Origin of the sequence: Alcaligenes sp. AB3 (genome assembly GCF_031844565.1) — a bacterium.
In the GTDB taxonomy this organism is placed as follows: Bacteria; Pseudomonadota; Gammaproteobacteria; order Burkholderiales; family Burkholderiaceae_B; genus Alcaligenes; species Alcaligenes faecalis.
The window spans coordinates 1-23005 of the sequence record NZ_JAUZVM010000017.1 but is presented as its reverse complement, the minus strand read 5'-3'; the positions used below and the strand labels follow the sequence as shown (position 1 = coordinate 23005).

Sequence of the window (23005 nt, the reverse complement as noted above, 5' to 3'; positions counted from 1 at the left end):
CCCCGGGCCCCACAAGAAAACAAGCAACACTGTTTAAAGCCCAAACAGCACTGGAGAGTAGAAATGGTTTGGACTTGTTGAAAGGTGGTTTCGTTTTTCTTGGGACGCTTCAGACAGGTTTTGAGCTTGTTTTGAGTACGTGGGTGATAGGCGGGGTGACTGGAGTTGAGGAAAAAAGTGGGTGGGAATTAAGTAGCTTTTTTATGATGCTGTAGGAGGATGTAAGGTTTTTGGGCGCTACTCTTTTGGCTTTGGCTTTGGCTTTGGCTTTGGCTTTGGCTTTGGCTTTGGCTTTGGTTGTTGTTGTTGTTGTTGTTGTTGTTGTTGTTGTTGTTGTTGTTGTTGTTGTTGTTGTTGTTGTTGTTGTTGTTGTTGTTGTTGTTGGTGGTGGTGGTGGTGGTGGTGGTGGTGGTGGTGGTGGTGGTGGTGGTGGTGGTGGTGGTGGTGGTGGTGGTGGTGGTGGTGGTGGCCACTTCTGGCGCCATTGCTTTCGCAGTATCAACAGGGCGTAAAAACAGTAAACCTCACGTCGTATTGAGCCATTCAGTTCCACTCTAAAAAGAAGGGAGCAGAGTAGTGTGAGTCTGCCGGTTGGTGCAGGTGTAGCAGTGGTCGGGCGGATCAGAGTACTTGCCGCGGGCAGGAGATAGCGTAGGGATGCAAGCACCCTGTTGTTTGACCGGGGCGCTTGTGGTTCGTCCGGGGGACGAACCACCCCGGGAGTTCAGGGTGCGCCCGTAGCTATCTCCTGACAAGGGTACGGGTGCTCAGCACCGGCAAGTGCTCAGCCCGACCACTGCTACACCTGCACTAACCGGCTCCCTGCTCCTGCTCCCTTCTTTAACGAGCTGCATCGCCTTCAGGCCTTAAGCCTCCCCGAAGCAACTCCACGAAGAAAGCCTCCTCTCAGTAATACCTACGCGCCTACGTAGTCCCAAAAAAACAGCCCCTGGTTCTGAACTGACCTCATAAGGCAGGGCATTGATCCAACCTTTGGGATGCAGTTCAGTTTTCAGGGGCTGTCATTCCAGCAATTACTGATCAGAGCGAATATTGTTATCCCGCACAATCTGCTCCCAGCGAGCACTGCGCTGCTGCACCCATTGCGCTGGAGAAACCTTGGACGAATCGTAGGCTTGAATATCCAGCATCCGCAAAGTCTCGGCGGTAGAAGGACGTTTCACGATATCGCTCAGCAAGTCGTTCCAAGCCTTGATTTTCTCTGGAGGTGAACCCTTGGTGGTGAACACCAAGTACGAGAAGCTCTCGTTGAAGTTCTCCAGGCCTGGCAACTTCGCTTCGGCCAAAGTAGGGACTTCAGGCAGCAATGGATTGCGCTTGCCACCGGACGTTGCCAATGGCGTCAGCAAACCTTCCTTGATCGGACCCAAAACACCGGCAATCGTCAGAAAGCCGCTGTCCAGACGTTCGCCATACATATCGTTGACCACAGCACTATTGCTGCGATACGGAATGTGATCCAGCTTGATACCACTATCTTGCGTCAAAGCCGACATCATCAAATGCCCAGGCGAACCCATACCAGCCGAACCGTAATTCATGGGCTTGGCGCGAGCACGCTCCAGAAACTCGGCAGGTGTTGTGATGCCGGTCTTGCTGGGAACCACCAGAACCTGGTCAAAAGTACCCAGCAAGGACACCAGCTCCAGGGACTCCCCGATCTTGAACTTGCTGTTGACGTAAATATGCGGATTGGCCGTAGCAACCGTATCCAGTGTCAGCAGCAAGGTATTGCCATCCGGCTTGGCTCGGCCCACCGCTTCGGCAGCAATTGTGCCTGCCGCACCCGCGCGGTTCTCTACCACAATCGTCTGACCGGTGGTTTCAGTGGCCTCGCGGGCCAACATGCGACCCAGGACGTCCAGCGGGCCGCCTGCCACGGAACTGACCACAATTGTGGCCACCTCGGCACTCTGGACTGGCGTAGCCAAAGGTAAGATCAGCGCACAAATGCTTACTTTGCGCAGCAAGGAAAGGGTGGGCATAGATGTCTCCAGATAGGGGTAGTTAAAGGTCTACAGCTCACGCTATCGCCAAAGGCAGGGGACTGGTTTCGCTGTGAGCCATCATGGTATCGATCAATTGGCACAAAAGCGTTGTTTTTAACGCTTGCGCGTCCGGTTCATTCCACAAATTATGTTGTTCCAGCGGATCGGCTTGCAGATCGTACAGCTCTCCGATTTGACCGCCTTCGTACAGGCTTAAACGATGCTGCTGCGTGACCAGCGAACGCAGCTTGGTGCGAATAGGCGTATTGAACAGCTTGCGCTGGTTTTCTTCCTCGATCAGCACACCTTTGCGCCAATCCACTGCTTCGTTTTGCATCAATTGCAGCAAGGAGCGACCCTGAATGCCGTTATAGGGCAACTGGCCGGCACGTTCCAGCACCGTAGGCGCGACGTCAATGGTAGAACAGACCGCTCCACTTGTGCCTTGCGCTTTCGCATTTCTGGGGTCAAACCAGATAAAGGGGCTGCGAATGATGCTCTGGTAATGCACAGGACCTTTCAGCATCAACTGATGGTCGCCCATGAAGTCGCCATGATCACTCATGAACATGACGATGGTGTTTTCCGCCTGGCCAGTGCGCTCCAGATGATCCAGAATGCGTCCGATCTCGGCATCAATATGGGTGATGGAGCCGTAGTTCAGCGCAATCGCCTCGCGGGCTTCGCGCTCGGAGCAGGCAAACAGCGTGGGCGTGTGCTTGATGGCTTTGCCCTCATCACGCAGCTGATGCAGCAATTGCAGATGCTCAGGCAGGGGATGCGGCCCCAGGTGAAAGGAGTCGGGCAGGCTGACCTCCTCCGGCTTGTACATGTCCCAGTACTGACCGTGGGGCGTGTAAGGGTGATGGGGGTCCGGAAAAGAGCACTGAATAAAGAAGGGCTGTTGTTCCTGGGCATATTTGTCCAGCACAGCGCGGGTGCGTTCACCAATCCAGGCCGTGGTGCTGTACTCTTCTGGCACACGGGTACGCCAGGCTTGGCCAATGCGGCTTAACTCGTAGTCGGGGGTCGGGATGGCGTTTTCAGGGCCGGACAAGGCGGCGATTTCAGGGTGTTCATCCTGCAGCCAGCGACCATAGTCACCCCACACCTGATCGCCGTGATCAATGGCCAGGTCCACGTGTTCGTAGCCGTAAAAAGGCAGTTGCACGCCGTGATCGGGGCGGTCGCGCCACCATTGGCCACATTCCTGGCCGTAATCGTTAGTGGGCAGGGGAGGACGCGCTTCACCCTTGGTCGGCGGATCATCCGGACGCGGGTACAGTGGTGGCGTATCCGTTATATTTTGCAGGTGCGCCTTGCCTACCAATGCCGTGCTCCAGCCCGCTTGACGCAGTACATCGACAAAAGTGCTGGAGTCCAGTGGCAGAGGAACCCCGTTGTGACGAGCACCGTGCAACGAGGGCATGCGACCGGTCATCAGGGAAGCACGGTTGGGCATGCAGATGGGGGTAGCGACGTAAAATCGATCAGCACTCCAACCGCGAGCTGCTAAAGCATCCAGATTGGGCGTTTTTATTTCTTTATTGCCGTAACAGGCTAAATGGTCAGCGCGGAGTTGATCCGCAATAATCAATAAAAAATTGGGTACTGATTGAGACATGAAGTGCCTATTTTGTAGCTTTGGGTATACCCATTATGGAAGCTGTAGCCATAATGTTAAATTGAATAACTTGCAGGTATATATACCTCTTTCATATAGGTAAGTCATGAGCTGGAGTGAACGCATTCGCTTAAAGCATCTGCAGGTTTTAATTCGTCTGTGCGAAGAAAAAAGCATGAGCGATGTGGCCCGGCAGTCCAATATGACTCAGCCTGCCTTGTCAAAATGGCTCAAGGATTTTGAAGACAATATAGGCATGCCCTTATTTGAGCGCCATGCTCGTGGCATTGAGCCTTTGCCTGCTGCCCTGGCGCTGGTTTCCCAGGCGCAGGGGGTGTTGAATCGCCTTGATCGCATGAGTGCCACTCTGGAGCAATACCGGCAGGGTTTTCGCCAGCAATTTACCTTGGGTATTTCGCCTATGGTGGCGGCGGTTTATTTGCCGCAGCTGCTGGTGTATTTGCACGAGCGCGATCCGCAATGCCATATCCGTATTCAGGAAGGCACGCTGGATATTTTGAGTCGCAATCTGGAGCAGGGCGAGCTGGATCTGGTTATTGGCCGTGTGGATGAAGCGGGCCGCAATCCGGCGATGGCGTATCTGCCGCTGGGCATGGTGCCCTTGGGCGTGGCCGCTTGCCGCAAGCATCCGTTGGCGCAGCAAGATGAGGTGACCTGGGAGCAGACGCTGGAATATCCCTGGATATTGCCACCCCGGAACAGCCCGATGCGACGCAGTTTCGAGTTGAGCCTGGATGCCAAGGGCCTGCCGTATCCCACCTGCGCCATTGAATCCGCTTACGCGCATACTAATGCCCGTGTCGCGGTCGGCAGTGATTTTTTAGTACCCATGACGCGCAGCATGGTGCCGGTCTACCCGGAGCTGTGTATCTTGGAACTGGACTGGAGCGACCCGCGCTTGCATGGTCAGCTCGGTCTGTTGTGGCGCCCGCAGGATTCGGGCGAACCGATGTTGGAAGAGGTAATTAGCTGGATGAGCAAGCAATCTCAAGTGATGTGATGGTAAGTCAGGGTTGGCGTGGCTGACCCTGAAACAACTGACAGCTTGTTTTTTGAACTCATGTAACTAAAAATTGCGATTATGTTACTTTGTTTCTTCTTGGCGAATTGATTGATGGGAACAGTTCTGGAAGGCTGGAAAAACTTGCAAGCGATCAGTATCAGCTCGGTGCGCGACACACTGAGCGGGAAATATCATTCTCGTGACTTCATTCATGCCCGGATGGAGTATTTGCGCAGCCGTGTCATCCTGGTCGGCTTGTTATTTGCTTTGTTGACCCCCCTTTGGACCTTGATGGACTGGCTGGTTTTACCTGGCTGGCCCGCGCATTTGATGGCGATACGGGTTTTAAGCCTGGGGGGACTGATCTTGTGTGTATGGCTGGCGTTCAATGGCCACCAGCGCATCACCCGCATTTACGTTCTAAGTGGGCTGGTTTTTATTTTGCCGGCCTCTTTTTACGCGTATATGCTGCTGACGCTCTCGGGGGCAGGGCATTACGTGGTGCTGGGTTACGGCTTTATTCCTTTCCTGCTGGTGGCAACCTTAAGCATTTTTCCCTTCACCTTGCTGGAATCTGCTTTGGTAGGGGGCGCATTAATTGCCTTGCAGGTCCTGGCCAGTGTCAGTTCAGGAACCTGGATGACCATGAAAGGTTTGCAAGACCTTTGGCTCTTGAGTGCCTTGCTGGTTGTTGCCCTGACCGCCAATTATTTTCATCTTGGGCTATTGCTGCGTTTATACCGGCAAGCCACGCACGATACCCTGACCGGGCTATTGAATCGGGGCGCGGTCAGCCGTCAATTGGGACAGGGGCCAGTCCAGGAAAAACTGCATGTGCTGATGGTGGATCTGGATCATTTCAAGCAGATCAACGATACCCACGGGCATTCGGTAGGGGATGATGTATTGACGCGTACCGCCTCTTTATTCAAGGCGCATCTGGGGCCGGATGATCTGGCGGCCCGTTATGGCGGCGAAGAGTTCGTGCTGATTCTGGCCGGGCGCAGCGATGCGCAGGCTTTGAGCTTTGCTGATTTGCTCTTGCGTCAGGTGCAGGCACAAACCTTTTATAACCACGACCGCGAGCCTTTCCAGATTACGGCCAGTATGGGTTTGGCGGTGTGCCAGCCCGGTCAGGTGATTGAGGATGTGCTGATGCAGGCTGACCAGCGCTTGTACGATGCCAAGCGCGCCGGTCGCAATCAGGTGGTGGCGAAGGGCTAAGCCTGTCTGGCGATGCAAAAAGAAACGGGGCCTGGAGCAGCAAATGCTCCAGGCCCCGTTTTCATTGGCTACTTAGTAGCGCAGGGTCTGGCTGCCCTGGCTGGACTTGTCTATGTCCTGAGCGCTGATGGCATCGCTCTTGCACTTGAAGGCGGCATACATCTCCAGCTGATCCGAGTGATGCGTATCGGCTTCGCCTTTGGGGTTGATGAAACCGCTTTGACCGGGAGCCATCACCGAGCACATACGTACGCCAGCAGGGTCCATTACATACTGGAAACGGGCGCTGCCAGTGTTCAGATACGGCATGATGCGGCGTTCGTGCGCAGGGTCAGACCAAGGCACCCCAATCGCATTGCGTGCCGCAAACAGCATGGAAACAGAGGGAGCACGCCATTGCTGGGCTTGTGCGCCTTGTGACTTCTGCAAGGAGGCGGCTGCTAGTTCCAGTGCGTCCAGCACCAGTTCCTGGGCCGGACGGCCTTGCAGGAAATCAATCGTTTGTGGCACTCCGGCCGATGGACCCTGGATGGCGTTCCAGATCAGCTTGGCCGCAGCGGCTGGCTGGGCGCTGCGTGGATCATCCATAGTCGGGTACAGGCTTTGCGTGTAGGTGTTGTAGACGCTGTCCGGCAAACGACCTTTCAGGAATACCGGCACCGCGGCTTGCATCCAGGCCTGCATCACAGCCGGGGCGCTGCCTTCGTATTGCTTGCCGTTGCTGGCTACGTGCAGCTTGTAGTCCCAGCCTTTCAACTGCTCGGCTGCCTGACGGGCCAGGGCACTGGCACGTGGCAGCTTGGCGGCTTCCTGGATGAGGGGGACGAAGTAGCGCGCATTCAGGTCAGAGCGTGCGCCCAGGGAATCAATGCCCCAGATTTCTGCATCGCTCAGGCGTTGCTTGGCTTGCAGCGGTGCCAGCAATTCCTGCACGCGGTCCACATAGGAGAAGTTGGAGTTGTCAGCCAGCAAGGCGCCATAAGCCTTGTTGTTCCAGCTGGCGATATAGCCTTGCTGCGGGTTCAAGACTTTCGGGTTGTGCTCAAAGCTCAGAAAGCCTTGCCATTCCATGCTGCCGTCGCCTGCTGCCGGAAACTGGATGGCCTGACTGGCCGGGCGCTGGGGCAAGAGGCCCAAGGCAGCGGCACCGATATTGTTTTTGGTATCGGCATAGAACCAGGTAATGGAGGCGCTGACGCGGGCTGCCTGGGCCATGAATTGATCCCAGTTCTTGGCCTTGGCCGCATGTGCCCAGCCCAAAAGGGTTTCAATTTCCCGGCCTTCCCAGGTACGACGGTTGGCGTAGGCCGTGTTGTTCTTCTTGTCCCAGCTGCTGACATAACCTTGGGCCGCACGGTAGACGTCCAGCGTCACGTCGTCCTGGTCACGCACTTTGATGCGTACCTGCTTGTGCTCCATGGGACGCCAGGCATTGTTGTACCAGTAGCTGTGTGGATCACCGTCTTTCAAGCGCAACTGGTAAACGTCGTTGGTATCCAGCGAACCCACGGTGGAGCCCCAGGCAATCTGGCCGTTGGTGCCAAAGAGGATGGCAGGCAGGGCCACGGCAGTGCTGCCGGTCAGGTCGTAGCCCGCACCATGCAGGCCGACGCTATAGGTAATGGACGGGGTGTACCAGCCTTGTTGCGGGCCGTTGTACAGCACGGCATGGCCGTGAGTCGTCTTTCCAGGGCCCAGCAGCCAGGCATTACTGGCCGTAGGTGTGCCGGCGGCCACGGTGGGGCCCAGGGCCACGGCTTGCTTGTGCAGATAGTCTTGCGCTGCTTGCGAGGACAGGGCCTGCAACTGTGTGGGCAAATCAGCCAGAGCGGTCTTGGCTTCAGGCTGCGCAATGATGGTGGGGGCGGTGGGGTCGTTCAGCCAGCGCAATTGCTTGTAGAGCTGTTCGCCACGTTCCGCGCCCTGGTCGGCCTTCAGGGTTTCCAGCAGATTCAGGTTGGCTACTTCTGCCGTACCGGCAAAGAAGCGGTTCAGAATCAGGCCCACCCAGACCATGGCAATGTCTTCAGGCTGCCATTCAGAAGGCTCGAAGCCCTTGTCCAGAAACTCCTTGGGCATCAAGGTGTCGCGCTGGGCTTTTACCTCGCGCACACGCTGGGTAAAGCCAGCGGCATAGCCTTCAAACATGGCGCGGTCTTCTTTGGACAGGGCGGCCAATTGCTTGCGTATGGAGTCCGGGTCGATATTGTTGTGGGTGACTTTGTCCAGTTCCAGGAAGTCCGCTCCCAGAACCTCCGCTACCGTTCCCCAGCCGGAGCGCTTGGCAATTTCCATCTGATATAGACGGTCTGTGGCCACAGCATAGGCATAGCCATAGAACAGGCCATAGGTGCTGTCAGCATAGATATGCGGCGTGCCGTAGCTGTCGCGCTTGATGGTGACGCTGCGCTCACTTACAGGTGCGCTGGCACAGGCGGCCAGCAAGACGCTGGTGGTCAACACGCCAAGGGTCAGCCGGGATGGGACGCGACGGGGGGAAGTCAAAATCTGGTCTCCTCAAGAGTAGCCGTGGGGGCTACTGTTTTTTTATCTCTTGAGAATATAACGTCAAAATTCTTTAGGTATTGATATTTCCAGGTGAAACTTTATAGAGGATTTCCCCAGTAGAAGAGGGCAGCCTGGGAATGAAACTTGCTGGCTCTTTGTTGAACACATCTATATGGGAGCCTTGTTATGGAACGCATTATTGCGGCGGAATTTGATACGTTTGATCAAGCCCAACAAGCAGCGCGAGTCCTGCAGGGGCAGGGTTTGGACAGCCAGGATCTACAGGTTTTCTACCTTAAGCCAGGAGGTCAGCACGGGCAGTATCCAATCGGAGGTGACAGAACCTTGGATAAGGCTGCCCGAGGGGGCGGTTTGGGTGCCATCCTGGGTGTAGTCCTGGGGGCCGCCCTAGGGGTCGCGTTGGGTTGGTGGTTGCTGAGCATGACAAGCTGGCCCCAGTTTGTGTTGATTGCGTTTGCTGCCTTGGGGGCCTACGTGGGCGCCATGGTGGGCGGTATTGTGAAACTGGGCGGCCGTAGACCTGAAAAAGAGACCTTGAATCGGGTGTCGGGCGTCATGCTGGCGGCGCGTCTGGGGCAGGCCGAGGAAGCTGTGCTGGTGCGTGAATTGCAGCGCAATGGGGGATACGCCATCGAATGGGCCAACGGTAATTGGAGTGATGGTCAATGGCAGGACTTCAACCCAACGCGCACGCCCCAGTTATACGATTTACCCTCATCGGGGCAGAGAGTTCACGAGACTCGCAGTGGCTGATTGCTACCCTGAGACTGTAAATCCAGAGCATTAGTTCATCCGCCTTTCTAGCGTTTTTAGCCGTTTGATTCCTCTTTGCCGGATATGATGGAGCAGTTTATGAAATCCATGATTCGGCGCGCGCAGGAACCAGGCGGGGTGGTTGCGTTTTAATCTCTGGGCTTATTAAGTGTAGTCACTGTATATCGGTAGTTCTCTTCTTCTCAGGCTATCTACTTTTTCTGCTCATTTCTTCTTGGTCTCCTTGCTTTAACGGCTTTCTGCGTGGCTTGCTGTGTTTTATGTTTAAAGTGTTCAAGGGTATATCCCTAGGTCTTGGCCGATTTACTCGCAAAAATACCATGTGTACACTTTAAATCACTAAAACAAGACAAGTTGCTGAGTCGTGTTTCGCCTCACAAGCCCACGGAGAAGACAATGAACAAGACATTTGCAGGGGTAGCACTGGCAGGAACGATGATGTTGCAAACCTTGGGGGCTACCGCTGCCGCCGAGGGGGTGATCAAGATTGGGGAGCTGAACAGCTATAAATCCCAGCCCGCTTTTTTGGGGCCTTATCGAAACGGGATGGAGCTGGCGGTTGAGCAGATCAACCAGGCCGGGGGGATTCACGGCAAGCAGCTGCAATTGATCATCAAGGACGACAACTCCAACCCCGGCGATGCGGTACGCGCTGCCGAGGAATTGATCTCGCGTGAAAAAGTGGATGTGCTGACCGGGACCTTCTTGTCCAATATCGGTCTGGCCATTACCGACTTCGCCAAGCATAAAAAAGTTTTCTTTCTGGCCAGCGAGCCGTTGACCGACAAGATCGTCTGGGCCGATGGCAACCGCTACACCTTCCGTCTGCGCAACTCCACCTATATGCAGGTGGCCATGCTGGTGCCGGAAGCCGTCAAGCTGAACAAGAAGCGTTGGGCGATTGTGTACCCCAACTACGAGTACGGTCAGTCCGCTGTTGCCACCTTCAAGACCTTGATGAAGGAAGCCCAGCCCGATATCGAGTTCGTGGCTGAACAGGCTACTCCTCTGGGCAAGGTCGATGCTGGTGCCGTGGTGCAGGCTTTGTCCGAAGCCAAGCCTGATGCGGTCTTTAACGTACTGTTTGCGTCCGACCTGGCTCGTCTGGTTCGTGCCGGTAATCAGCGCCAGTTCTTCAGTCCCGCCTTGCCGGTAGTCAGCATGTTGACCGGCGAGCCGGAGTACCTGGACCCCTTGGGTGAAGAAACGCCGGAAGGCTGGATCGTCACCGGCTACCCCTGGTACGCCATCGACACGCCCGAGCACAATGCCTTCCTGAAAGCCTATCAGGACAAGTACAAAGAGCACCCACGCCTGGGTACGATTATTGGCTACAGCACCATTGTGTCGATTGCCGCCGGTATTGAAAAAGCCGGCTCTACCGACACGGAAGCCATGATCAAAGCTTTCCGGGGTCTGGATGTGGTCACGCCTTTCGGCCCCATCACTTACCGCACGCAAGATCAGCAGTCCACACAGGGGGCTTATGTGGGTGTGCTGGCCAAGCAGGACGGCAAGGGCATCATGACCAATATCCGTTATGCCGATGGCAAGGATGTACAGCCTACGGATGAGCAAGTCAGCCAGTGGCGTCCTGCCGCGGCCAATCAATAATTCCAAGAACGCATTATTTCGTAGATCGGCGCGCCATCTGGCGCGCCACTTCTGACGCGAGGCAGTAATGGCCTTATCGGGTTTATGGGTTCAGTTCCTTAACGGACTGGCCGAGGCATCGTCTTTGTTCCTGGTGGCGGCGGGTTTGTCCCTGATCTTTGGGGTGACACGCATCGTCAACTTTGCACACGGCTCCCTGTACATGCTGGGCATCTACATGGCGTATTCCACCGTGCAATTCATGGGGGGCTCGGCGCTGGGATTCTGGGCAGGCCTGATTGTGGCCGCCTTGCTGGTCGGCGCATTGGGGGCCTTGCTGGAGATCGTGCTCCTGCGGCGTATCTATAAAGCGCCCGAGCTGTTTCAGTTATTGGCCACCTTTGCCCTGGTGCTGGTGATCAACGACGGGGCCCTGGCCGTGTGGGGGCCGGAAGATCTGTTGGGACCATTGGCTCCGGGTTTGAACGGCTCCGTTTCCATTGCAGGGCGCTTCTTCCCGGTGTATGACCTGGTGCTGATCGTGATCGGCCCGGTGGTGCTGGGTTTGCTGTGGCTCCTGCTGACCCGTACCCGATGGGGGGTGCTGGTGCGCGCCGCGACCCATGACCGACAAATGCTGGGTGCGCTGGGCGTGAATCAGGCCTGGCTGTTTACGGGTGTGTTTGCCCTGGGGGCCTTCCTGGCTGGTTTGGGTGGTGCCGTGCAGTTACCGCGTCAACCCGCCAATCTGCTGCTGGACTTGAGCGTGATCGGGGATGCCTTTGTGATTGTGGTGGTCGGTGGCATGGGTTCCATCCCCGGTGCTTACGTGGCTGCCTTGATCGTCGCGGAATTGAAGGCCCTGTGTATCGCTCTGGGCACGGTTAACTTCTTTGGTGTGGACTTTGCCTTTCCGAAATTGACGCTGGTGGTGGAGTTCATCTTCATGGCTGTGGTGCTGGTGTTCCGGCCCTGGGGCCTGTTCGGAAAAGCTCAAGCCGTCAGCCGTAACTCGGCTCCGATCGAAGCGCCCTTGCGTGCTGGTAGTAGGGCTTTCCAGGTCATGGTGCTGGTAGTTCTGGGTGTGATGGCTGCCTTGCCCTTGATGAGCGACTGGTTCCCGTACGCGCCCGTGCTGGCTCTGGATATTCTGGTTTTGTCCCTGTTCTCCTTGAGCCTGCATTTCATGATGGGACCTGGGGGCATGAACTCCTTTGGTCATGCCGCTTACTTTGGTCTGGGGGCGTACGCGGCGGCTCTGCTGTTTAAAGCGGCGGCCTTGTCCATGGGCTGGTCCCTGATTTTGGCTCCGGCTGTTGCAGGCTTGGGGGCGCTGATCTTTGGCTGGTTCTGCGTGCGCCTGTCCGGTGTTTACCTGGCCATGCTGACCTTGGCATTCGCGCAGATTATCTGGTCGATTGTCTATCAGTGGGACAGCTTTACAGGCGGCTCCAATGGCGTGGTCGGTATCTGGCCTGCGGAATGGCTGTCGGGTGATCGCTACTATTACTTTGCCTTGCTGCTGGTGGTGGCAGCGGCTTTCCTCTTGCGTCGCATCTTATTCTCGCCCTTTGGCTATGCCATGCGTGCCAGCCGGGACTCTGCTTTGCGGGCCGAGGCCATTGGTATCCCCGTCAAGCGCGTACAGTGGCTGACCTTTATTTTGGCGGGCACGTTTGCCGGTCTGGCCGGTGCCTTGTTCGTGTTTTCCAAGGGTAGTGTGTCGCCTGAAGTGATTGCGGTGAACAAGTCCGTGGATGGTCTGGTCATGGTCTTGCTGGGTGGTTTGCAAACCTTGGTCGGTCCGGTGGTCGGTGCAGCGGTGTTCACCTTGTTGCAGGACTTCTTCCTGGGCATCACGCAGTATTGGCGCGCCTTGTTTGGCGGCGTGATTCTGCTGCTGGTTCTGGCTTTCCCGCAGGGTATTGCCGGCTTTTTCAAACGCTGGGCGCATCGCCGCGTAGCACCGGAGGCATCGTCATGAGTTTGCTGCAAGTACGAGGTCTTAAAAAGGCGTTTGGCGGCAACCTGGCCGTAGACGGTATCGAGTTTGATGTGCAGGCCGGGGAATTCCTGGCCTTGATCGGCCCCAATGGTGCAGGTAAAACCACCACCTTCAATATGGTGGGCGGGCAATTGACGCCCACTGCTGGTTCGGTGCGTTTGGGCGATCAGGAACTGGTGGGGCTGGCCCCGCGCAAGATTGCCGCTTTGGGCGTGGGCCGTACCTTTCAGATTGCCGCGACTTTTGCATCCCTGACAGTGGTGGAGAACGTGCAGATGGCCTTACTGGCGCATCAGAAAAAGCTGTTTTCCTTTTGGCGTCGGGCGGCTCAGTTCGAGCGTGCGCGTGCGCTGGATCTGCTGGATCAGGTTGGCATGCTGGCGCAGGCTGAACGGCCTTGTAGCGAGCTGGCTTACGGCGATGTGAAGCGGGTAGAACTGGCAATTGCACTGGCCAACGATCCGCGTCTTTTGCTGATGGATGAGCCCACAGCAGGCATGGCCCCCAAGGAGCGCAATGAGCTGATGCGCCTGACCAAAAAACTGGTGATCGAACGCAATATGGGTGTGCTGTTTACCGAGCACAGCATGGATGTGGTGTTCGAGCACTCGGATCGCATGCTTGTGTTGGCCCGTGGCCGGCTGGTGGCAGAAGGGGATGCGGACTATATCCGTCAGCATCCCAAGGTGCAGGAGGTGTACTTTGGAACAGGCAAAACATTTGAGAACAAGGAGCCAGCATGACGCAGGACTTATTAGCCGGTTCTGAGCGGATCGCCGCAGGCGGGGCGGACGAGCAGCCTTTGCTGAGCGTAGATGGCTTGAATGCCTGGTACGGGGCGGCGCATATCTTGTTTGATTTGTCCCTGACTGTGCAACGCGGTGAGGTGGTCGCCTTGATGGGGCGCAACGGTGCAGGCAAGTCCACCACCTTGAAATCCATCATGGGTTTGATGGAGCGCTCCAACGGCCATATCGAATTCATGGGCCAAGCCATTCACGACAAGCAGCCTTTTGAAATTGCTCGGGCCGGTTTGGGATTTGTACCCGAAGACCGACGCATCTTTACTGATTTAAGCGTCACGGAAAATCTGGAAGTGGGCCGTCAGCCTGCACGACGCTGGCCAGATGGCACAACAGCTCCGCACTGGCAGCCTGAACGCTTGTACAGCCTGTTTCCCAATCTGGGTCAGATGCAGGACAGGCCCGGCGGGCAGATGAGCGGGGGCGAACAGCAAATGCTGACCGTCGCGCGCACCTTGATGGGCAATCCCTATCTGGTCTTGCTGGACGAGCCGTCCGAGGGTGTGGCACCTGTGATTGTGGAGCAGATGGTGCACATGATTCTGGAGCTGAAGCAGGCGGGTGTCAGCATCTTGCTGTCCGAGCAGAATCTGCATTTTGCCGAGCTGGTGTCGGATCGGGCGTATGTGCTGGAGAAGGGGCAAATACGGTACAGTGGCGCCATGCAGGAATTAAGTGCCAACGAACAAGTGCGGCGCACTTACCTGTCCGTTTAACTTTGGGCCTCCAGACAGTGGAGGCCGGACCGGCTCCAGGAGAACACCATGGCAGATGCACGTCCCAACCCTCAGGCAGTGATTGATTTCTGGGTTGAATCAGGGCCAGAGAAGTGGTTTCGCAAGTCCGATGACTTTGACCGGGAATTTCGCGAACGGTTTTTGGACTGGCACGAACGTGCGGCCAAGGGGGAGCTGGATGATTGGGCGCAGACCGCAGAAGGGGCTTACGCCTTGCTGATTTTGCTGGATCAGTTCCCACGCAACTCCTTTCGCAATACCACTCGCATGTATGCGACCGATGAAAAAGGTTTGGCGATTGCCAAGGAAATGGTGGCCAAGGGCCTGGATAAACAGATTCCGGTGGAGCGTCGTGTGTTTTGCTACTTGCCGTACTCCCATGCGGAGAACTTGGTGGATCAGCAAGAAGCCGTGCGCCTGAACCAGGAAATTGGCCGTCCCTGGCTGGACCACGCCGAAGAGCATCTGGATGTGGTGGAGCGCTTTGGCCGCTTCCCGCATCGCAACTCGATTCTGGGGCGTACTACCACTGCGGAAGAACAGAAGTTTCTGGAGGCCGGTGGTTTTTCCGGTTGATGGATTTTGAGTCTGGCCCAGGCTCGGGTTTAACCGTGTCAGAGTGCAATGCAAGATAAAACAAAGGCGGCCAAGTGAAAACTTGAAGCCGCCTTTGTTTCGTTGACCGCGTATCTAAACACAATCTGCGGGCAAGCCCCGTCTACAGATGCCCCTTCTGCTCCCGTATGGTCGCAATCTTGTCTTTCAGGCCTGTCCAGGCGGGTTTGTCCGGTGCAAAACGCGCCCGCATATAGTTCAGCAGATCTTCCATCTGCTCGTCATTCATGCTGTTCTTGAAACCGGGCATGGAACCCAGGGTGGGCTGTGCCGGACGGGTAATGCCGTGCATCAACACCTGAATCGTATTGTCCGGGTGTTCACTGTGCAGATTGCTGTTCAAGGCCAGGGACGGGCGAGCCCCAAAGAGCACCGGCCCACCACGTGGGTCATGGCAAACAGCACAAGCGCCGTTGAACAGGTTTTCGCCTGGCATCACCATCACGTCCTTATTGCTGCGGCTATCTTGCTCCAGCAGCGCGGCCTGGGCGGCGTGTGTTTGTTCTTGTTCACTCTCGACCGGGTTCAAACTGCTTAGGTAGTGCGCCATGGCACGGACGTCGGACTCCGGCAGTTCTGCCAAGCCTGCGACGACCGGCCCCATCGGTCCCGCCGCCACGCCATGACGGGGCGAGTAGCCGGTACGCAGGTATTGGTACAGCTCCTGTTCTGTCCAGGGAATGGGGGCTTTGGACAGGCTATTGAGCGCAGGCGCTTCCCAGTTGTCCGCAAAACCACCCGCCAGGAAATTCGCTTTACCGCCTTTTTCCGCGCCCAGCATATTGCGTGGGCTATGGCACGCCGCACAGTGACCGCTGCTATTGACCAGATAGGCCCCCCGGTTCCATTGCACGGTTTGCGTCGGGTCCGGCACGTATGCATTCGGATCACGGTGAAACAGCAGGTTCCAGCCCGCCACCAAAGGCCGCATATTCATGGGGAAGGGCAGCTTGGTTTCAGGCACTTCGGACTTCACTGGCTCTTGTGTCATCAAGTAGGCGTACAGGGACTGCATGTCCTCATCGCTGATCTTGGCAAAGGCCGTGTAAGGGAAGGCCGGGTACAGGTGGCGTCCGTCCTGATGGATGCCCTCGCGCATGGCGCGCTCAAAGGCTTTGTAGCTCCAGCTACCGATGCCGGTTTCTTTGTCCGGTGTGATGTTGGTGGTGTAGATAGTGCCAAACGGTGTATCCAGGCCCAGACCGCCCGCATTGGGTGTGCCGCCCTCAGCGGTGTGACAGACCATGCAATCGCCTGCAATGGCAACCAGGCGGCCACGCTCAATCGCCAGCTCTGAAAAGATGGATGTGTCCACTTGGCCGACGGGCGCGATGGCGGGCCGCCAGGGCAGGGCACTCAAGACTGTGCCGGTGGCGACCGCGGCCAAGGCCCCCCACCAGGCTTTGCGTTTTTTGCTGCTGCCTGTTTTATCGGACTGATAGCCCAGTGCCAGAGACTGTTCGCTAAAAGGCGCACTGGTCAGGCGTATGCCACTGGCATTGAAAATTGCATTGGCAATAGCGGCCGCGGCAGGCAGTTCCACGCCCTGGTTCCAGGCCAAAGGCTGGCCTACGGCAGACTCTCGTTTGACCAGTTGGACGGCGGGCTTGTCGGCGGTTTCTTTGACAGGGCTGTCGTTGCTACCTTCGCTGCCTTTGCCCACGCCATTGTTCAGCAGTTGTTGAGCCCAACGGCCCAGTCGGTCGGCCAGGGCGGGCGCAGACTCCGGGGGCTGCTCGGGATTGCTCAGTTCGGTGCTGTCGTGGCCAATGGTCAGCTTGTCTATGCTGAGCGTGCCTTGACGGGTATCGACGCTGACATCCACGGCCCAGGCGGACCACTGTTCTCGTGCAGCCTGTCCGGGGACGTTCTCGACAATATGGCTGTAGGCCAGCCCGCGACCCTTGCGCAAAGGGCCTTGATGGGCGGGCAAGGGCTCGGACCAGTCCGATTGCTCGGCAACCCGTTGCAGCAGTTCTCGACCTTGGGGGCTGCTGACTTGTTCCAGTCGTGCCTCCAAAGGGTCCAGACCCAGGCTGTGGCAGTCCTGATCGAACTGCGACTCCTGGGCAAAGACTGTGGCCTGGGCCAGACTGTCGGGGTCACTGCTGGCGGCCGCGCCATCATAGTTAGGCGTGGGTGCAGAAAAGTAATCGCTCTTTACGTCCGGACCGCTGCTGGGCAAACCTGGCTGGCCGCAAAGAATGGCTGCCAGCGAAGGACGTGCACCGGACAAGGTGTTCAGTTGCCAGCGGGTCGCCCGCAAATGGGCATTCAAGTCGTTTCGCTCTGCGGTGCCTTTATAGACGCTCAGGCGAATGGTGGCTTCTCTGTGGCTGGCGCGAACTTGCACGGCCTGGGGGCGGCCAAAGGCCATGACGGCTGCATCCATGGCGCAGTCGTAGGCATCGGCCTGATTGCCGGCAATATCCTGCAAATGGATCTGTTCGCTGGGCAGGCCGCTCAAGGCTTGCAGCTCAATCAGCAGGGCAGCGGGGCGCTGCGTATGCGCCCAGACATAAAGTTGCTTGTCGTGATAACAAGCACGGGCCCAAGCGGTTTCCTGAGGCTCGGCGGCAGAGTGCCACTCATAGCTTTGATCGGGGGAGCCCAGTGTCGCGGCAACAGTCTCATCGGCTGGCAGGGCAGCCTGGTTTGCAGCGACAGGCGTGGCCCAGCGCGCATCCAGCAAGGCGGCGCCTTGTTGAGCCTGCTCGGCTTGTACCGCCAGCACACCCAGGAAATTGCCCATATGCACACAGGCTACAACGCCGGGTACTTGCAGGGCAGCTTGTTGGTTTACCATTTGTAATTCAGCGCCCAGATACTGCCCGTTTTCATAGGACCAGTAAGGGGGGCGCACCACAGCGCCATGCAGCAAGCTGGTGCCCGCAGGCAGTTCCGGCCACAGCGCGCGGGAAAGGTCTTGTACTGAATGACTCATTGCCGAGCCTTTGCGACGCGTACGGCGGCTTGCATGATTTCTACGTGCGTGCCGCAACGGCACAGGTTATAGCGCAGTTCGTCCCGAATTTGCTCTTCGGTGGCTTGCGGATTGCGTTCCAGCAGGGCCTGCACGGTCATGACCATGCCATTGAGGCAGTAGCCGCATTGCGCAGCCTGGCAATCTATAAATGCCTGCTGAACATCATTAGGCTGGCCATTTCGGGCCAGGCCTTCTAACGTAGTGATCTGGCGGTTTTCTACCAGGCTGACCGGCACGACGCAGGAGCGGGCGGCCACACCATCGACCAGCACCGTACAGGCGCCACATTCACCCAGGCCGCAGCCAAACTTGGGGCCATTCAGTTCCAGGTCGTTACGCAATACATAAAGCAGCGGCGTATCGGGCTCCACCTCGATGATGTGGGTCTCTTGATTGACCCGCAAAGTATGCGGGCGAGTACAAGGGTTCATGGGTTTCACCTTTGGGAGATCGCACCTTGTTGTCGAACAGCGTGTGCGGTGCTTTTATCAGCTCGGTATTGATATGCTTAAATTAAGTGTATACACTTTAATTTATCGAGTAAATAGATTCTACTACTCTCTTGAGGTATCAATCAAAGCTCTCTGGGGAAGACGTTCGAAATTCGGTCTAATCTTATTTAATATAGGGTTTACACTGATTATTAAGCCCTTGATTTTCTCTTTATAGTAGTTGCGATAAATGGGTTTCAGCGCACTGTATTTGATTTTATTAGGGCGTGTACGCTAGTAATCGATGTTTTGCCAGGGTACGCCTCAGGCAGGTTTTCAGGGAGGGCTCCCTGTTTGCCGGTTTCCAGACCCTTATAGAAAGCCCAGCCAGGAGAGTGTGATGTCTTACGATGCGCCGCGCCACCAGCAGCAGGACTTGCTCAGGGCGTCCGGCACCTTGCTGATTTTAGCGGCACCGGCACGGCCTCCCAAGCCTTCGCCCGGCCAGCCCGGCGTGGTGTCCGAGTACTTGCAGGCGCACGACGATGTCTTTGTCGCCGTGTCCGCACAGGGCTGGGTGCGCGCTTTTAATGGGCACGTGGACCTGGGCACCGGTATTCAAACTGCGCTAAGTCAGATCGTGGCCGACGAGCTGGATGTACCCATGGCGCGCGTGCAAATGGTGCTGGGCCATACCGATGCTGTGCCCAATCAAGGTCCTACCATCGCCAGTGCGTCCATTCAGATCCATGCAGTACCGCTGCGCAAGGCGGCGGCTCAGGCACGTCAATTACTGCTGGCACAAGCTGCAGAGCGCTGGACGGTGCCTGCCGATCAATTACGCGTGGAAGACGGCACAATCATTGCCCCGGACGGGCGCAGCCTGACGTACTGGCAATTGCTGGAAGGTCTGGAGTTGCGGGCCTATCTGGATAAGGAAACCCCCACCAAACCGGCCGAGCAATTGCGCATTGTAGGGACAGCCCAGGCGCGTGTCGATATTCCGGGCAAGGTCGCGGGGCAGTGGGTGTATGTACACGATGTGCGCGTGCCCGGCATGTTGCATGGTCGTGTCGTGCGTCCTCCTTATATAGGGCGCGATAGCGGCGACTTCATTGGTCGCAGCCTGGAATCCGTGGACGAGCAGTCCATCCGTCATATTGCCGACGATGTGCGTGTCGTGGTGATTGGTGACTTTATTGGTGTGGTCGCGCGTCGTGAAGAACACGCCATGCGCGCCGCCCGTGAATTGAAAGTGCGCTGGAAAGCGATTCCTCCTTTGGAGGATATGAGTAATCTGGAACAGCTGATTCGTCGTCAGCCCATGACGGAGCGCTTGCTGGCGGATAAAGGGCCGGATTTTGATGAACTGCCGCCAGAGGGCAAACGTTTGAAGCGTACCTATGTCTGGCCTTTTCAGCTGCATGCCTCCATTGGCCCGTCTTGCGCCGTGGCGGACTACCAGCCCGGCCATAGCCGAATCTGGTCAGGCTCGCAGAATCCGCATATGTTGCGCGTCCACTTGAGTCAGTTGCTGGACGAGGACGAAGCCGGCCTGGAGATCATCCGCCATGAAGCAGCCGGTTGCTATGGCCGTAATTGTGCTGACGATGTATGTGCGGACGCCTTGCTCTTGTCCCGGGCCGTCGGTGCGCCGGTACGTGTGCAACTGACGCGTGAGCAAGAACACGGCTGGGAGCCTAAAGGCGCTGCTCAGCTGATGGATGTGGAAGGCTCCATTGATGCCGAAGGGCAGCTGCGTCATTACGATTTTGTGACCCATTACCCCTCCAACGATGCGCCGAACCTGGCGCTCTTGCTGACGGGGCGGGAGTCGGCGGCTCCACGTCAATTGGAAATGGGGGATCGCACGGCAGTACCGCCTTACAGCTATCCCAAGCAGCGCATTGTGTGCCAGGACATGCCTGCGATTGTGCGTGCCTCCTGGTTGCGCGGCGTGTCGGCCATGCCCAATTCTTTTGCGCATGACTGCTTTCTGGACGAGCTGGCGGTGGAAGCAGGTGTAGACCCCTTGAGCTATCGCCTGCGTTATCTGGATCAGGATGAACGCGCCCAGGAACTGCTGCAGGCGGTAGCGGACAAGGGGCAATGGCAGATTGGGCATCGAGGTTCTCGCGGGCAGCCGGACGAGCAAGGCTATCTCTACGGTCGTGGCTTGTCGTACGCCCGTTATATCCACAGCAAGTTCCCTGGTTTCGGGGCGGCATGGTCAGCCTGGCTGCTGGATCTGCGGGTCCATGCGGAGACGGGCGTGATTGAGGTTAAGCAGATTTATGTGGGCCAGGACACCGGGCAGATGGTGAACCCGGCGGGAGTGCGCCACCAGATTCACGGCAATGTGATCCAGTCCTTGAGCCGCACTTTATATGAACAGGTGCGCTTTAACGCACAGGGTGTGGTCAGCGCAGAGTGGGGCGCCTATCCGATTGTGGATTTCCCGCGCATCCCGCCCATTGAGGTGATTTTGATGGACAGGCAATCCGAGCCGCCGATGGGGTCGGGTGAATCTGCCTCTGTGCCCTGTGCCTCGGCCATTGCCAATGCTTTGTTTGATGCAACTGGCCGACGTTTTCGGCAGGTGCCTTTTACACCGGATGTGGTCCGGGCCGCGCTGGCTGCTACGCCCCAAATGGCGTAGGCAGCAGCAATTTTCATGGGTCGGGCCCAGGCCTGACGGTTTCAATCCAAGGACAGATTAATGAGTACCTTTCTTTACGGCGGCCATGTTCACGCCAATGGCATTCGTCAGCATTACTTGCGCTACGGCGGTTCCAGCGAGGGGCGCGATCAGCGCCCAGCGGTCATCATCGTTCCCGGCATTACCAGCCCGGCGGTGACCTGGGGTTTTGTGGGCGAGCAGTTCGGCAAGCACTTTGACACCTACATTCAGGACGTGCGTGGTCGCGGTTTGAGCGAGGCGGCTGAAGGCATGGATTACAGCCTGGATGCGCAAGCCGATGACTTGATCGCCTTGGCTCAAGCCTTGGGTCTGAAAGACTACATCGTGGTTGGCCACTCCATGGGTGCCCGCATTGGTTTGCGTGCGGCTCACAAGAACAGCGATGGATTGAACCGTTTGGTGATGGTTGATCCTCCCGTCTCCGGCCCAGGTCGCCGTGCTTATCCCTCCAAGTTGCCCTGGTATGTGGACTCCATGGCCATGGCACGTAAAGGCTGCACGGCAGAGGACATGCGTGCCTTTTGCCCGACCTGGACGGAAGAGCAATTGCAGTTGCGTGCTCAGTGGCTGCACACCTGCCACGAGCCTGCGATTCTGGCCAGCTTTGAAGGTTTCCACACCGACGATATCCATGTCGACTTCCCGCATCTGAAAGTGCCTGCCTTGCTGATGACGGCTGAGCGCGGTGACGTGGTGCGTGATGAGGATGTGGCCGAGATTCAGCAACTGGCCTCCGGCGTTCAGCACGTTCGTGTACCGAACGCAGGTCACATGATTCCTTGGGATAACGAAGCAGGCTTCTACGAAGCTTTCGGTGATTTCCTGGGCCAACGCCTGGTGTGATGTTGAAAGGGTCGCATGGGCGGCCCGTCGTGATGCAGAGGTTCCGCGTCAGTGCCGGAGCCTCTCACAAGGAGAGACAAGATGGCAGTTAGTGATTATCAACTTATCGAGGCATGGCAAGAAGTGCTGCGCCTGTCCAAGCTGCAAGCGGGTCAAACCGTGACCTTGCTGACCAGCTCGACCACTCACCCGCAGACCATGCAGTGCGCGCAGATTGCCGCTCAGTCCATGGGCGCGATTGTGAATCGCCTGGACTTGTTGCCGGTCAACGCGGAGAAAGCCTTGAGCCGTGACTCGCTGGCGTACTTGGGTACGACCCCGCTGACGGGTAACGAAGCGGCGATCGCAGCCTTGAAGGCCAGTGATCTGGTTCTGGACCTGATGACCCTGCTGTTCTCGCCCGAGCAGATCGACATTCTGAAGTCGGGCACCAAGATCCTCTTGGCGGTGGAGCCACCCGAAATTCTGGTTCGCACTGTGCCAACCGAAGCAGATCGTGCACGCGTGACCGCAGCCGCCGCTTTGATCAAGGCCGCCAAGGAAATGAGCATCACCTCTCCTGCCGGCACTAATCTGCGTTGCCCGCTGGGTGAATTCCCTGCGATTCGTGAATACGGTTTTGTGGATGAACCCGGTCGTTGGGACCACTGGCCCAGCGGTTTCGTGCTGACCTGGCCTAATGAATTGGGTACCAACGGCACCATTGTGATCGACAAGGGCGACATCCTGTTGCCACAGAAGAAATACTCGACCGAGCAGATCATTTTGACCGTGGAAAACGGCTACGCCACCAAGATTGAAGGTGGTATCGAAGCCGAGCTGCTGGATGAATACATGAAGACCTTCAACGATCCCGAAGGTTATGCAATTTCCCACATTGGTTGGGGTTTGCAGCCACGTGCTCACTGGTCCACGCTGGGGCTGTACTCGCGTGAGAACACCATTGGTATGGATGCTCGTGCGTTCGAGGGTAACTTCCTGTTCTCCCTGGGCCCGAACAATGAAGCTGGTGGCAAGCGTACAACGGCATGCCACATTGATATTCCTTTGCGCAATTGCACGGTCAGCCTGGATGGCCGCGCCGTAGTGCGTGATGGCAAAGTACTA

General features: G+C 57.1%; 18 protein-coding genes. 13 read left to right on the top strand and 5 right to left on the bottom strand.

What is annotated here, in order from left to right; all coding sequences use genetic code 11:
* Both Q9R35_RS18565 and Q9R35_RS18560 read left to right on the top strand, forming a co-directional pair.
* A partial coding sequence (locus Q9R35_RS18565; RefSeq protein ID WP_311220246.1) for a hypothetical protein occupies positions 1–215 on the top strand: 215 nt, incomplete at its 5' end.
* Between the two features lie 15 nt (positions 216–230).
* Entirely contained in the window at positions 231–512 is a 282-nt protein-coding gene (locus Q9R35_RS18560; RefSeq protein WP_311220245.1) for a hypothetical protein, read from the top strand.
* Between the two features lie 522 nt (positions 513–1034).
* Here the strand turns inward: Q9R35_RS18560 and Q9R35_RS18555 are convergent.
* Entirely contained in the window at positions 1035–2006 is a 972-nt protein-coding gene (locus Q9R35_RS18555; RefSeq protein WP_042488873.1) for a tripartite tricarboxylate transporter substrate binding protein, read from the bottom strand.
* Positions 2007–2043: 37 nt separating this feature from the next.
* Entirely contained in the window at positions 2044–3633 is a 1590-nt protein-coding gene (locus Q9R35_RS18550) for a sulfatase-like hydrolase/transferase (protein ID WP_311220244.1), read from the bottom strand.
* A 106-nt stretch (positions 3634–3739) separates the two neighbouring features.
* On the opposite strand from Q9R35_RS18550, the gene Q9R35_RS18545 reads away from it, so the two are divergent.
* Both Q9R35_RS18545 and Q9R35_RS18540 read left to right on the top strand, forming a co-directional pair.
* Positions 3740–4654, top strand: a complete 915-nt coding sequence (locus tag Q9R35_RS18545; protein WP_042488869.1) for a LysR family transcriptional regulator — start codon at positions 3740–3742, stop codon at positions 4652–4654.
* A 114-nt stretch (positions 4655–4768) separates the two neighbouring features.
* Positions 4769–5881 (top strand): GGDEF domain-containing protein, encoded by a 1113-nt coding sequence (locus tag Q9R35_RS18540; RefSeq protein WP_311220243.1) that lies wholly within the window; start codon positions 4769–4771, stop codon positions 5879–5881.
* 72 nt (positions 5882–5953) lie between these two features.
* On the opposite strand, the gene Q9R35_RS18535 is transcribed toward Q9R35_RS18540, so the two are convergent.
* A complete protein-coding gene (locus Q9R35_RS18535; protein WP_311220242.1) occupies positions 5954–8386 on the bottom strand; it encodes a penicillin acylase family protein in 2433 nt (810 codons plus the stop codon).
* A gap of 189 nt (positions 8387–8575) precedes the next feature.
* On the opposite strand from Q9R35_RS18535, the gene Q9R35_RS18530 reads away from it, so the two are divergent.
* The 6 genes from Q9R35_RS18530 (at position 8576) to Q9R35_RS18505 (ending at position 14898) form a co-directional block, all read left to right on the top strand.
* Positions 8576–9163 (top strand): hypothetical protein, encoded by a 588-nt coding sequence (locus Q9R35_RS18530; RefSeq protein WP_042488862.1) that lies wholly within the window; start codon positions 8576–8578, stop codon positions 9161–9163.
* Positions 9164–9580: 417 nt separating this feature from the next.
* Positions 9581–10798, top strand: coding sequence for an ABC transporter substrate-binding protein (locus tag Q9R35_RS18525; RefSeq protein ID WP_035273686.1), 1218 nt, complete (start codon positions 9581–9583; stop codon positions 10796–10798).
* Between the two features lie 67 nt (positions 10799–10865).
* Positions 10866–12761: an ABC transporter permease gene (locus Q9R35_RS18520; RefSeq protein ID WP_222654256.1), complete on the top strand. Its 1896-nt coding sequence runs from the start codon at positions 10866–10868 to the stop codon at positions 12759–12761.
* A complete protein-coding gene (locus tag Q9R35_RS18515) occupies positions 12758–13525 on the top strand; it encodes an ABC transporter ATP-binding protein (RefSeq protein WP_035273692.1) in 768 nt (255 codons plus the stop codon). The genes Q9R35_RS18520 and Q9R35_RS18515 overlap by 4 nt, the downstream gene beginning before the upstream one ends.
* Positions 13522–14301 (top strand): ABC transporter ATP-binding protein, encoded by a 780-nt coding sequence (locus tag Q9R35_RS18510; RefSeq protein WP_311220241.1) that lies wholly within the window; start codon positions 13522–13524, stop codon positions 14299–14301. The genes Q9R35_RS18515 and Q9R35_RS18510 overlap by 4 nt, the downstream gene beginning before the upstream one ends.
* A 48-nt stretch (positions 14302–14349) precedes the next feature.
* Complete coding sequence (locus tag Q9R35_RS18505; protein WP_264672016.1) at positions 14350–14898, top strand: DUF924 family protein; 549 nt, start codon at positions 14350–14352, stop codon at positions 14896–14898.
* A gap of 142 nt (positions 14899–15040) precedes the next feature.
* Here the strand turns inward: Q9R35_RS18505 and Q9R35_RS18500 are convergent, their stop codons facing one another.
* Positions 15041–17881, bottom strand: coding sequence for a c-type cytochrome (locus tag Q9R35_RS18500; RefSeq protein ID WP_311220240.1), 2841 nt, complete (start codon positions 17879–17881; stop codon positions 15041–15043).
* Positions 17878–18354 (bottom strand): (2Fe-2S)-binding protein, encoded by a 477-nt coding sequence (locus tag Q9R35_RS18495; protein WP_035273699.1) that lies wholly within the window; start codon positions 18352–18354, stop codon positions 17878–17880. Before Q9R35_RS18495 ends, Q9R35_RS18500 begins: the two co-directional genes overlap by 4 nt.
* Positions 18355–18754: 400 nt before the next feature.
* Between Q9R35_RS18495 and Q9R35_RS18490 the strand changes: the two genes are divergently transcribed.
* The 3 genes from Q9R35_RS18490 to Q9R35_RS18480 all read left to right on the top strand — a co-directional run.
* A complete protein-coding gene (locus tag Q9R35_RS18490) occupies positions 18755–21013 on the top strand; it encodes a molybdopterin cofactor-binding domain-containing protein (RefSeq protein ID WP_311220239.1) in 2259 nt (752 codons plus the stop codon).
* 60 nt (positions 21014–21073) lie between these two features.
* Positions 21074–21898, top strand: coding sequence for an alpha/beta fold hydrolase (locus Q9R35_RS18485; protein ID WP_063691396.1), 825 nt, complete (start codon positions 21074–21076; stop codon positions 21896–21898).
* Between the two features lie 81 nt (positions 21899–21979).
* On the top strand, positions 21980–23005 hold a 1026-nt coding region (locus Q9R35_RS18480; protein ID WP_311220238.1), incomplete at its 3' end, for a 2,5-dihydroxypyridine 5,6-dioxygenase.